The sequence below is a fragment of the Hyunsoonleella aquatilis genome, from assembly GCF_014270105.1.
GTDB classification, from domain to species: Bacteria; Bacteroidota; Bacteroidia; order Flavobacteriales; family Flavobacteriaceae; genus Jejuia; species Jejuia aquatilis.
This window is the reverse complement of record NZ_JACNMF010000005.1, coordinates 118,774-130,988: the sequence shown is the minus strand read 5'-3', so window position 1 is coordinate 130,988 and position 12,215 is coordinate 118,774. Positions and strand designations below refer to the sequence as shown.

The 12,215-nt window shown below is 37.6% G+C and carries 12 protein-coding genes and 1 tRNA gene; 4 read left to right on the top strand and 9 right to left on the bottom strand.

The annotated features are described in order from the left end of the window. Nucleotides 1-6 precede the first annotated feature (6 nt). The 6 genes from H7U19_RS14455 to H7U19_RS14430 all read right to left on the bottom strand — a co-directional run bounded on the left by H7U19_RS14455 (nucleotide 7) and on the right by H7U19_RS14430 (nucleotide 3,986). On the bottom strand, nucleotides 7-402 hold the full coding sequence (locus tag H7U19_RS14455) for a hypothetical protein (protein WP_186563586.1): 396 nt from the start codon (nucleotides 400-402) through the stop codon (nucleotides 7-9). A gap of 20 nt (nucleotides 403-422) precedes the next feature. Continuing rightward, nucleotides 423-1,016, bottom strand: a complete 594-nt coding sequence (locus tag H7U19_RS14450) for a Maf-like protein (protein WP_186563585.1) — start codon at nucleotides 1,014-1,016, stop codon at nucleotides 423-425. A 21-nt stretch (nucleotides 1,017-1,037) separates the two neighbouring features. Then, a complete protein-coding gene (locus tag H7U19_RS14445; RefSeq protein ID WP_186563584.1) occupies nucleotides 1,038-1,604 on the bottom strand; it encodes an SRPBCC family protein in 567 nt (188 codons plus the stop codon). Nucleotides 1,605-1,709: 105 nt separating this feature from the next. Then, on the bottom strand, nucleotides 1,710-2,627 hold the full coding sequence (locus H7U19_RS14440) for a geranylgeranylglycerol-phosphate geranylgeranyltransferase (RefSeq protein ID WP_186563583.1): 918 nt from the start codon (nucleotides 2,625-2,627) through the stop codon (nucleotides 1,710-1,712). Between the two features lie 80 nt (nucleotides 2,628-2,707). Next, nucleotides 2,708-3,238, bottom strand: coding sequence for a KdsC family phosphatase (locus H7U19_RS14435; RefSeq protein WP_186563582.1), 531 nt, complete (start codon nucleotides 3,236-3,238; stop codon nucleotides 2,708-2,710). Beyond that, nucleotides 3,219-3,986, bottom strand: a complete 768-nt coding sequence (locus H7U19_RS14430; protein ID WP_186563581.1) for a Rossmann-like and DUF2520 domain-containing protein — start codon at nucleotides 3,984-3,986, stop codon at nucleotides 3,219-3,221. The genes H7U19_RS14435 and H7U19_RS14430 overlap by 20 nt, the downstream gene beginning before the upstream one ends. A gap of 91 nt (nucleotides 3,987-4,077) precedes the next feature. Between H7U19_RS14430 and H7U19_RS14425 the strand changes: the two genes are divergently transcribed. Beyond that, nucleotides 4,078-4,464 carry a group III truncated hemoglobin gene (locus H7U19_RS14425; protein ID WP_186563580.1) on the top strand — a complete coding sequence of 129 codons (387 nt, stop codon included), beginning with the start codon at nucleotides 4,078-4,080 and terminating at the stop codon, nucleotides 4,462-4,464. 86 nt (nucleotides 4,465-4,550) lie between these two features. Here the strand turns inward: H7U19_RS14425 and H7U19_RS14420 are convergent, their stop codons facing one another. From H7U19_RS14420 to H7U19_RS14410, 3 genes are read right to left on the bottom strand one after another with little or no spacing between them, the layout of a single operon-like run. Next, nucleotides 4,551-5,045, bottom strand: coding sequence for a GNAT family N-acetyltransferase (locus H7U19_RS14420; RefSeq protein ID WP_186563579.1), 495 nt, complete (start codon nucleotides 5,043-5,045; stop codon nucleotides 4,551-4,553). Further along, nucleotides 5,042-5,668, bottom strand: a complete 627-nt coding sequence (trhA, locus tag H7U19_RS14415; RefSeq protein WP_186563578.1) for a PAQR family membrane homeostasis protein TrhA — start codon at nucleotides 5,666-5,668, stop codon at nucleotides 5,042-5,044. The genes H7U19_RS14420 and trhA overlap by 4 nt, the downstream gene beginning before the upstream one ends. A 3-nt stretch (nucleotides 5,669-5,671) precedes the next feature. Further along, nucleotides 5,672-6,349 (bottom strand): DUF4294 domain-containing protein, encoded by a 678-nt coding sequence (locus H7U19_RS14410; RefSeq protein ID WP_186563577.1) that lies wholly within the window; start codon nucleotides 6,347-6,349, stop codon nucleotides 5,672-5,674. 104 nt (nucleotides 6,350-6,453) lie between these two features. On the opposite strand from H7U19_RS14410, the gene H7U19_RS14405 reads away from it, so the two are divergent. The 3 genes from H7U19_RS14405 to H7U19_RS14395 all read left to right on the top strand — a co-directional run bounded on the left by H7U19_RS14405 (nucleotide 6,454) and on the right by H7U19_RS14395 (nucleotide 12,214). Then, a complete protein-coding gene (locus H7U19_RS14405) occupies nucleotides 6,454-7,542 on the top strand; it encodes a M42 family metallopeptidase (protein WP_186563576.1) in 1,089 nt (362 codons plus the stop codon). Nucleotides 7,543-7,618: 76 nt separating this feature from the next. Continuing rightward, nucleotides 7,619-7,692 (top strand) — tRNA-Arg (locus H7U19_RS14400). Between the two features lie 388 nt (nucleotides 7,693-8,080). Further along, on the top strand, nucleotides 8,081-12,214 hold the full coding sequence (locus tag H7U19_RS14395; RefSeq protein ID WP_186563575.1) for an FG-GAP-like repeat-containing protein: 4,134 nt from the start codon (nucleotides 8,081-8,083) through the stop codon (nucleotides 12,212-12,214). The last annotated feature ends 1 nt before the right edge of the window (nucleotide 12,215 follow it).

The following is a 12,215-nucleotide window of genomic DNA, read 5'->3' as shown; positions in this document are numbered from 1 at the left end:
TCAATTTTAAAGAGAATCTGGTTCCTGATTTACTTTGTTATTCCAGCGATATACTACAAATAGTGATATGCAGGTAAAACACGTGGCCAATAAAATTCTTAACAATACTCTTAAGGGTCGCGTTTCATAAGGTTCATGGACTAGGTATATATAAATAGCTAAAAGACCAAAAATCACAAACAAAGACAGCTTTTTGATATTCATTAGGGATAAAACAAAATTTACCAAAAAAATAAAATAGATTAAGAGGCCAAGGGAATAGAACTCATAAATAGGCCAACTTACACCAATTTCATTCAAAGGGTAAAGCCAATCGCCAAATCGAATTACCATTTTGTAAACTACAACTTCAAAAAGGGTTAATACTCCTGAAATAAAAAGTAATTTTCTAATAGTATCCAAAATCCATCAAAATTACAAACTTATGCCTTATCTACAATGTCATTTAACGTTTTGTAAACAAGATGCACGGGGAGTCCCATCACATTGAAATAGGAGCCTTCAATCTTAGTTACGGCTATTTGCCCAATCCAATCTTGGATGCCGTAAGCACCTGCTTTATCGAAAGGCTTAAAGGTGTTGACGTAATAATTTATTTCGGCATCGGACAAGGCTTTAAAGGTCACTTTTGTGATGTTGTGCAAGGTTTTTTCATAGTCTGTTGTCGTGAAGCACACCGAAGTAATCACCTCGTGGGTGGCATTGCTTAAAGATTTTAAAATTGAAATCGCGTCCGCTTCATCGGCCGGTTTTCCTAAAGCGGTATCGTTGTGCCAAACGATGGTGTCGCTGGTGATTAGAATGTCTTTGGGTTGCAATTCATCCTTAAACGGTAGTGCCTTTAATTGCGCAAGATAATTGCTGATTTCAAAATGCGTTAATCGGGGAGGGTATTCTTCTTTTACGGGCTTTAACCGAATTTCAAAATTTAACCCTAAATCCTTGAAGAAGGCTTGCCTTCTTGGGGATTTAGAGGCTAAAATAATGTTGTGGTTTTTGAGTGTTTTGTTTAGCATTTGAAGTTTTCTCGAACTGATTTAATCTTCGTTTTGGACTGCGGGAACTTCTTTAGCCGGAAAATAGTTCTTGGTATTATTTTCGATTGTAGCCTTGAGACGCGCCAAATTAGTTTCCTCCTGTGCTTTAATGGAACTTCCCATCAGCGCCATCAACGATTTAGAAAATGGTCCATTGCCTTTAGTGGTTGTAGTTGAGCTAATTATTGTCTTTCCGTCCTTAGATGCCATGTTCAATTGGTAATCCATGGTCATGAAATCGGATTCAAACAGCATCGAAATAGATTCGTTGGGGACAATTTCTGTTATGGTTTCTTTAATCATCATTTCGGTTCCATCGGCAATAAAATACACATTTGATACCGCTTCAACAGTGCCCGGAGTCCCGCTGACGTGTTCAACTTTTTGAAATCCTTCCAACCATTCCGTCATTTTCTCTTCATCCTGTGCAACTGCCCAAGATTCGGCCAAAGGTTTGTTTGCCTGAATTTCACAATCATAACTTATTTCAGATTTGATTAATCCCAAAAGAAAAAAACCAATGACCAAAACAGCTAAAATTCCTAAGATGTACTTTAAATATTTCATGATTCTTGTGTTTATATGTTTAGTTCCATTTTATTGTCGAAGTCTTTAAGATTCCAAAAATTGAAAACGTTTTAGCACTTCTGCTTCGATGGATACTCGTTAGAACTATCCCTTCAGAAGGACATATTTGTATAAAAGTAATGAGAGAATGCCAAAAAACATAATCCATTTGTAAAGGTTGCTGATCAAAGTGGCGTCTTTTTTTGCTTTGGCACAAAATAATTTGATACTAACGTAAATCAATGGACCAATTATAAACAAAAGGAAATAGCCCACCATCACTGGGTATTTGTACAAATCCGAAATCACATAAAAGGTAATGCCAAAAAGTATTAAAAAGTTTAAGACTGTCAGCAAATTTATGGAACGTTCCCTACCAATGGCAATGGGCAAGGTGTGCATTGCCGCCTTGTAATCCCCATCGATGTCCTCAATGTCTTTGGCAACTTCGCGAAGCAGATTGATGGCAAATGCAAATAATCCGTAATCCAAAACTATTTTGAAATAGGTGAGTTGCAGGTCTCGGTTTAAAGCAGAAATATTGGGAGTGAGTTCAAATAAGCCAACAATCAAAATGCTTAGTGCCACCAAAACGGAAACAGCCACATTCCCAATAATTAGAAACCGTTTCAGATAACTGGCATACATATAAAGCAGAGCTGAAATGACCACAAAAATGGAAAAATAGGCAGGTTTCCCAATGCGACTCGACAGATAAAACCCAAGTCCAACGCCGATAACATTTAATGCGATAAATAAGTTATAAGCCGTGGCCACTGAAATAGATTTACCGACGATAACTTTATCCGGTTTATTAACGGCATCTGTTTCAATATCATATATATCGTTAATAACATTGCCAGCTCCCGCGATACAAATTGTTGCAAGAATCAATAAGGTGATTTCAAATCCATCCAAAGCCGTATTGGCCCCAAAAGGTTCCAGAAGGCTATATTTAATGAGGAGTTGCGCAACCGCAATCATTAAAAGGTTTTTCCAACGAAAAAGGTTTAGGAAATTCAAAAGTTTAAAGTTATAAGTTCAAGGTTTCATTTTAAACTTTTATCTGACTGCGAACTGCTACTGACCACTGCCAACTGAACTCAGTCATATTTAGCATCAAAATTGCCATTCCATTTGCCCTGTACCTTCAGCACCTGTTCAATCACATCCCTGGCGGCCCCTTTGCCCCCTTTTTTATGGGATACATATTTTGAAATCGCCTTAATTTCGGGTACAGCATCCTGTGGACAACAAGGCAGGCCAATGCCTTTCATTACAGGGTAATCAGGAATATCATCGCCCATATAAAGTACGTTTTCGGAGGAAACTCCTTTTTTTCGGAAATAGTCGTCCAATTGTTCAATTTTATTGTGGGCACCCAAATAAATATCCCTAATGCCAAGTCCTGACAAACGTTTTTTAACGCCTTCATTACTTCCTCCCGAAATGATGCAGACGTTAAAACCTTGGTCAACCGCAGTTTTAAGGGCATAACCATCTTTGATGTTCATCGTTCGGAGCATTTCTCCCGTAGAGGTAACGTGCACTGTACCATCTGTTAAAACGCCGTCCACATCAAAAATGAATGTGGTGATATGGTTTAAGTATTCTTTATAGCTTTTTTCCGCCATGGGTATTTTGAATGGATTGGGTGATTAATTTATAAATGTCTTTGTGCCGTTCCTTTTTCAGAAGCGCCAAATGCTTTTTAATGGTTTTTAGGTTGCCGCGCATGGCAGGGCCAGTTTGTGCCATGTAGGGTGACATATCTTGGACTTTTCGGGCGGTTTCCATAATTAGCGGTTTCAGCAGGTCGAATTCCGTAGCTTCCGACTCAGTGATTTCGTGTGCAATCCGGTACATTTGATTAGTGAAATTGTTGACGAAAACGGCTCCTAAATGCAATACCCTGCGCTGGTCGCTATTCACTTTTTTTACGGGGCTACCTAGAGATAATGCCAGAGATTTTAATAGATGATAGTCGGCTTTGTCAAGTGTTTCAATGCAAATCGGGACATCCTTAAAATCTACTTTCGCGGATTTGCTCAAGGATTGTAAAGGATAGAGTACGCCACGTTTATGCTTTTTGTCCAAATCGTGAATGTTGACGCTTCCAGCAGTGTGTACCACTAATCTATTTTCAAAAGGCAACTGCGAAGAAATACCAGCAATGGCCTCATCAGCAACGGTTAAAATATAGATATCTGCTTCCTCTAAATCCTTGATATTATCTGTAATGGAAACCTTATTCTTATAAGATGAAATGCTGTTGATGCTTCTGTTATACCATTGTTTTACAGTTGCTTGATTGGATTTGTTTATAGCCTTAAATAAATGTGTGCCAACGTTACCAGCCCCAAGAAGTACTACTGAAATCATTCTGCTAAAATAAAGAAGAATTACGATTTAAGATTTACGATTTATGATTTTTTAATGAGCGAGTATCGCTTTAAAATTCTAATTTTGAACTATGGTAAAACAGGATATAAAAACTAGGGACGATGTGTTTTTATTAGTGAAATCGTTTTATTCCAAAGTGAGGAAAGATGAAGTTTTAGCACCTTTTTTTAACGAAACGATCGAGAATTGGGATGCGCATTTTGAACTACTGACTACCTTTTGGGAATCCAGTTTGTTTTTGAAGACCAGATATACTGGCGACCCTTTGGAGGCTCATGTTAAAGTTGACAAGGCTTTTGGGCATAGTATTACCGAAATGCATTTTGGTATTTGGCTCAATTTATGGTTTGAGACAATCAATGAATTGTTTGAGGGTGATTATGCCGAAAATGCCAAGCGGCGTGCTAGAAAGATGGCAACTTTTATCCATTTGAAGATTTTTGAGGCGAGAAAGTAAATGTCATTCAGAGCGAAGCGAAGAATCTCATCCTTATCATGAGACCCTGAAACAATCCCGATAGCTATAGGGACAGGGTGACAAAATCAACTAATAGATTTCGTCATCCTATAATCATCCATCACAAAACCGTTTCCAATATCAATAACTATATCTTCTTGTTTAACAAACCCCATTTTTTCATAGGCTTTAATGGAGTCTACATTGTTTTTGTTCACTGTTAATTGTATATAGGAACAGTTTAGTTCCAATGCCTTTTGTTCAATAAATTCCATCGCTTTCTTTCCAATGCCATGGCCTCTCAGAGATTTTAGCACATAAATCTTGCTTAAGAAAAGCGCGTCTTTATCTTTTTTTATGGAAATGTAACCGGTTTCTTTTCTCTCGAATTTCAATATGAAATAGAGGTACCCTTGATGGATTTGTTCCTGAATAGCTTCAAAGGATTGAAATTTTTTCAACATGAAGTTGACTTGGTCTATTCCAATAATTGCCGTGTAGTGTTCCCGCCAAATTTTATCGGCCAGATTTTCAATTAATTTGAATTGCCTTTCCTCTGCGGCTTTTACAATCTCAGTCATATCACATAGAAAAATATCATGAAGAAATGACAAATGGCGCCCGCCAGCACAAAAAGATGCCAAATCACGTGGTTGTAGGGAATTTTTTCAATGGCATAGAATACGATGCCCAGAGTATAGGCCAAACCCCCAGCAAAAAGGAAAAGTATGCCTCCGCTCCCAATGACTTGCGACAATGCGGAAAAATCAAAAACTACCAACCAGCCCATCACGAGGTAGAGCAACACGGAAAAGAATTCAAACCTGCCCGTAAAGAATACTTTTAGGATTACGCCAAAACATGCAATGCCCCAAACCGCCCAAAATAATTTCCAACCAATGCTTTCTTCCAAAGAAATTATAGAAACAGGTGTATAGGTGCCAGCAATTAAAAGGTAAATGCTAATGTGGTCGAGGATTCTAAAATAATGTTTTCGCCGTTCTGTTTTGGAGGCATGATAAAAAGTGGAGGCCGTAAACAAAATGATAATGGAAAGCCCATAAATGATGACGCTAAATAGGCTCCAAGGTGTTTTCTGCGTTTCGTAAATGATAAGTAGCACCAAGGCCACAATTCCAAACAAAGCCCCAATGCCATGACTTAGGCTATTGAGTTTTTCTTCAAAAGGCGTTTGGATGCGCATGGCTTACTCCTCGGTTTTATTGTACAGCCATTTATCCGTCAGGTCATAAAAATCAATATCCAATGCTGATTTCTGACGTTCTAAACGTCCACTTTGGAAGTTTCGTTGAAGGATGTCTTCAATAAGGTAGTCCTCCTTTTCATTTAAAGGGTCGTATTCCTTTTTTAACGAAATGTCGAACATGGTGGCAGTGGTATTATACCAAAAGGCGCGCCAGCCACTTCGGAGTTCTTTTACCAAATCAAATGCCGTTCTGCCCGTTTGGCGATGAATCAACTTTACTAAAATTTGACCTTCGGTACGGGTAAATTTTTTCAGTTCTGCAGAAAACTCTTCCTCAATGTATTTTTGTACTTGCTTGGTATATTTTTTTTGTTGTCTTTTTTTGGTGATGGTTTTCAATCGCTGTGTTAGTGAGTCTAACCTTTCTGCGGCAAGTTTCGCGTAGGGGTAAACCTTTATGGTTTTTTTTCTCAGGATTAAATATCGAATTCTATCCTTCTTACTGTCAAATTTCAACCTATGTAGCAACATCACCTCGTCCAGATCAATAGACTTTCTGGGCACGGAATCGCCTTCAATAATGAGGTACTTGATATCTGTAGAATCCTTTTCCACATCGGTCACCTGTGACAAAGCAAAAAAAGGCAAAAGGACGAATATATATTTAAGGTAGCGCATTGCAGATTCCTTTGGAGCAAAAACAGTTCCAAAATTAAGAATTTACATTCTGTTAAACATCCATTTTGTATTTATATTATTATTTTAGTGCAAATTTTTTACATATGTCGAAGCAATCAATTCTCAACGAGAAATCTCTTGAATTTTTAGAAAAATATTTAAATAATGCGGCTCCCACGGGTTACGAATGGGAGGGCCAAAAACTATGGATGGACTACCTGAAGCCTTATGTGGATGAGTTTATAACGGACACTTATGGCACTGCGGTGGGCGTTATTAACCCCAAGGCTAAATATAAGGTGGTGATTGAAGGACATTCTGATGAAATTTCATGGTACGTTAATTATATCAGCGATAATGGGTTGATTTATGTGATTAGAAATGGCGGAAGCGACCATCAGATTGCGCCGAGTAAAGTGGTCGATATCCATACAAAAAAAGGCGTAGTAAAAGGCGTTTTTGGATGGCCTGCGATTCATACACGAAATAAAGCAAAGGAGGAGCCGCCAAAATTGGATAATATTTTTATCGATTGCGGATGCGCCAATAAGGAGGAAGTTGAAAAATTAGGAGTCCACGTAGGTTGTGTGATTACCTACCCGGATGAATTCCATATTTTGAATGAGGATAAATTTGTATGCCGTGCATTGGACAACCGCATGGGTGGTTTTATGATAGCTGAGGTGGCACGGTTATTAAAAGAGGACAAGAAAGAATTGCCTTTTGGTTTGTATGTCACTAATGCCGTCCAAGAGGAAATCGGGTTGCGTGGCGCTCAAATGATTACCGAAACCATTCAGCCTAATGTTGCTATAGTAACCGATGTTACACATGACACCACGACGCCGATGATAGAGAAGAAGAAGGAAGGCCACATGGAAATAGGTAAGGGGCCGGTAGTGGCATATGCCCCTGCTGTGCAACAAAAATTAAGAGATTTAATCATCGATACGGCTGAGGAAAAAGATATTCCTTTTCAGCGTTCGGCGCTATCAAGAGCAACGGGAACCGATACAGATGCCTTTGCCTACAGTAATGGGGGAGTGGCTTCTGCGTTGATATCCCTACCATTGCGATACATGCACACCACCGTAGAAATGGTGCACAGGAATGATGTTGAAAACGTGATTCGACTGATTTATGAATCCCTCTTAAAAATAAAGGACGGAGAAACTTTTAGCTATTTTGAATAGTGGAATAATCGTCCCAAATTAAGAAACAATTATCTTGTTTTATTATTAGGATGTTTTATATTTGCACCGCTTTAATGGTCGCGTAGCTCAGCTGGATAGAGCATCTGCCTTCTAAGCAGACGGTCACAGGTTCGAATCCTGTCGCGATCACGGATAAATAGTCCAAACAAAAAAAACGCCAAGTTTGCTTGAGCGTTTTTTTTGTTTGGACTATTTTCAAAGCGGAACGTTTTCAGGATATTCAATCCTGTCGCGATCACTACTTTAGACTAATAAAGTCTATAAAATTCTAATAAAAGACGTTAAACCTCGATATTTTCGGGTTTTTGTTTTTTGGGATTAGTCATTATATCCCATATGTTCTAGCCCTATAATTAACCCTTTTCGAAATGACTCAAAAAGAATTTAACACACACAAGTGATTAAAAGTATGAGCGAAATGTTATTTTTGAGAATCTTTAAAACAATATAGAAATGCCCTTTAAATAAACTAGAAGATAATGATGAAAAATGAATGTTTTATGATATTATAACAGCATTGAGGAAGGAAATAAACATTCTCATCAATTCTAGCGCTACTATAAATGCTTTAAGGCATCTGGCCATTATGAAAACGATACAATTATTAGGTTTATTATCAATAGCTTCCTTAGGCCTAAATGCACAAACATTTGCAGAAGTAAGTGCTGTTTCTGGAATAGATCATATCTATGATCAAATTGGAACTTTGGGTGGTGGCTGTGTGTTTTTTGATTATGATAATGATGGTTGGGAAGATTTATATATTGTAGGTGGTAGAACAAGAGATGTCTTGTATAGAAATATGGCTAATGGGACTTTTGAAATTGTTCCAAATGCAGGATTTGATATAACAGATAATTTCTATACAACAGGTGTTGTAAGTGCTGATGTAAATAATGATGGTTATAGAGATTTATTTATTACTACCTGGGGAGGGCGTAATCCTGGAAGTAATTTTAAAAGAAATCTACTTTTTTTAAATAATGGGAACGGTACTTTTACAGAGTCGGGTTTAGTTGCGGGTATTACTGAGGTTAGTTTTTCTATGGGGGCATCAGTGTTAGATTATAATAAAGATGGTTTTTTAGATATTTATGTGGTTAATTATATAGAGAATCAGGATGATTCGGAGGATGATCAAGGAAATGTAATATTTAGTCATACTTGTTTTGAAAATTATTTTTACGAGAATAATGGAGATGGAACATTTAGTGAAAAAGCACAAATATTAGGATTAGACAACACAGGATGTGCTTTGGCTGTAATGCCAACTGATTTTGATCTAGATCACGATCAAGATATATATCTGGCAAATGATTTTGGAGCTTATATTGAACCCAATGCATTATATGCCAACAATTACCCACAAAGTTTATATAGTAATGTATCTCAACAGACAAGAACCGACATTGGAATATTCGCTATGGGCATTGCATATGCCGATATCGATAAGGATAATGATTTTGATTACTATCTCACAAACCTAGGTAGGAATGTGCTTCTAAGAAATAATGGGGACCAAACATTTACCGATGATAGTACATCAGCAAATGTTGAAAACACCTATGCACAAGACGGTAATGGAAGTGAGTTTCTTACTACAGGTTGGGGAACGGCTTTTTTAGATGTAAATAATGATACATGGCCAGATTTATTTGTTGCTAATGGAAAAACACCATCAGCAAATTCAATTTCAACAGGAGAGGACGACCCAAATAAACTTTATATTAATAATAATGGTATGACATTTACCGATATATCCTTTGAATCTGGAATTGGTGATTCCAATAGAGGAAGAGGGATGGCGTATTGTGATTATGATAAGGATGGTGATTTAGATATTGTAGTTGTTGTGCAAACCCATTCGGTTGGTACGGATGCGCGAACAACATTATATCAAAACCAATTAAACCCTGGTAGTACTCAGGGTAAAAACTGGGTGCAATTTAAACTTGAAGGTGAATCAATTAACAAGGATGCTATTGGTGCAAAGGTGAAGCTTACAGTAAATGGTGAGCAACTAATTCAAGAAATCCATGGTCAAGGGAGTCACTGTAGTCAACATTCATTGGTTGTACATTTTGGTTTAGCAGATAATGATGTGATTGATAATGTAGAGATCATTTGGTCTGATGATTATAGTCAAAATTTCGAGGATGTCACTCCTAATCAACGTTACAGGATCAAGGAAGGGAATGATCTTTCAATAGAAATTTCTGGCTGTACAGACCCTAATTCTTGTACTTATAATCCAACTGCAACTGTTGATGATGGTAGTTGCCAATACTTACCGCCAAATGACATTTCAGGAAATACAGCATCTGGGTTTTACAAAACAGAAACATATACTTACAATGCCACTTCTGGTTCACAAGTATCTTGGACAGTAGAAGGAGGTAAAATTATCAATGGTCAAGGCACAAACAATATACAAATAACATGGGAATTTGTAGAACAAGGAAGAGTCATTGCTTTAGAAAGTGGCAACTCTTGTTCTAATAGTGAAGCAGAACTAATTGTAAATCTTCATATCGATAATTTATCAGAAGATACTTCTATTGCTAGGATCTGGAATGAAGCACTGCTAGAAGCTATTCGTGGAGATTATGCAAGGCCTACAGTACATGCCAGAAACTTATTTCATACCTCCGTAGCCCTGTATGATGTTTGGGCAATTTACGAAAGTACTAAGCCTTATTTAATAGGTAATGAAGTACATGGGTTTACGAGTGATTTGGTTGAATTTGAACTAGCTGAATCAATAGCTGCATCTAAAGAAAAAGCTATGAGTTATGCCGCTTATCGTTTACTTGTACATCGATTTGAAGATTCTCCAAGTGCAGATACATCTTTAGAACGCTTTAATCTAATCATGAAACAATTAGGCTATGATATTAGTAATATTTCTATGGATTATCAATCAGGAGATGCCGCTGCTTTAGGGAATTATGTTGCACAAACTATTATTAATTATGGGTTTACCGATAACTCTAGAGAAATAACAGGGTACGATAATGCTTTTTATCAGCCAGTAAATCCGGCATTGGATTTAAACGGACCTGACGCCCTAACAGGTATCGTAGCCTCTAGCAAATGGCAACCATTAACCTTTAATACTTTTATTGATCAGAGTGGTAATTTAATAGAAGGATCTACACCAGAATTTTTGAGTCCAGAATGGGGAGCAGTACATCCTTTTTCCTTATCAGATTCAGATAAGGAAACTTTTAGCAAAAATGGAAATGATTATACCGTTTACCACAATCCAGAGGCACCACCACACTTAAGTGGAGCTAGTGCATCCTCTAGAGAACAATACAAATGGAACTTTGAATTGGTGTCTTTATGGAGTTCTCATTTAGACCCAACCGATGGGGTGATGTGGGATATATCACCAAAGTCCATTGGAAATATAGATATTAATCTGTTTCCTAATTCATACGCCAACTACCCTGATTTTTATAATGAGCTAGAAGGAGGTGATATCAGTTTAGGTCATGCTATAAATCCAGTAACAGGACAAGCCTATAAAACCCAAATGGTGCCAAGAGCAGATTATGCAAGAGTATTGGCAGAGTTCTGGGCAGATGGCCCAGATTCAGAAACACCACCAGGACATTGGTTTACCATACTCAATTATGTAACAGATCATGAACTCTTTGAACGAAAGTTTAATGGACAAGGAGATGAATTAAGTCCCTTAGAATGGGATGTAAAAGCCTATTTTATATTAGGAGGAGCCTTACATGATTCCGCGATAGCCGCATGGGGTATAAAAGGATGGCATGATTATATACGTCCTATTTCAGCGATACGATATATGTGCGAGCTAGGTCAAAGTACAGACAATAACTTGCCAAACTATAACCCTGAAGGCATAGAATTGAAAGAGGGTTATATAGAAGTTGTTCAGGCTGGAGATCCATTAAGTGGAATAAACGATGAGCATGTTGGTGAAATAAAACTAAAGGCATGGAGAGGTCATAATTTTATAGACAATGCCACAACCGATGTAGCTGGTGTAGGATGGATCTTGGCAGAAAACTGGTGGCCTTATCAACGTCCAAGCTTTGTAACACCGCCTTTTGCAGGTTTTGTGTCTGGGCACTCAACTTTTTCTAGAGCCGCTGCTGAGGTAATGACTTTAATTACTGGAGATGCGTTTTTTCCTGGAGGCATGGGGGAATTTGTAGCCAAAAAAGATGAGTTTTTGGTATTCGAAAAAGGCCCTTCAGTAGATGTAACCTTGCAATGGGCAACGTATAGAGATGCTTCAGATCAAACGAGTTTGTCGAGAATTTGGGGAGGTATTCACCCACCAGCTGATGACATTCCGGGAAGGCTCATAGGTAAACAAATTGGTATTGATGCTTACAATTTTGCCTTACCTTATTTTGAAAAAAGTAATACTTCTGATGACGAATTAGAGATTGTACTGTACCCGAACCCCATTGAAGATAATCTCTATTTAAAAAATTTAAAGGGTACTAGTACGATACAGTTATACTCCATTAATGGACAACTTATATTCAATGACACAATTTCGGCAACATCAGGTAGCTTTGATTTAAAAGCATTAGCGCAAGGTGTTTATATTTTAAAAGTCACCAGTGATTCTGAAAATGTAAATCAAATTCTGATAAAGCAATAGA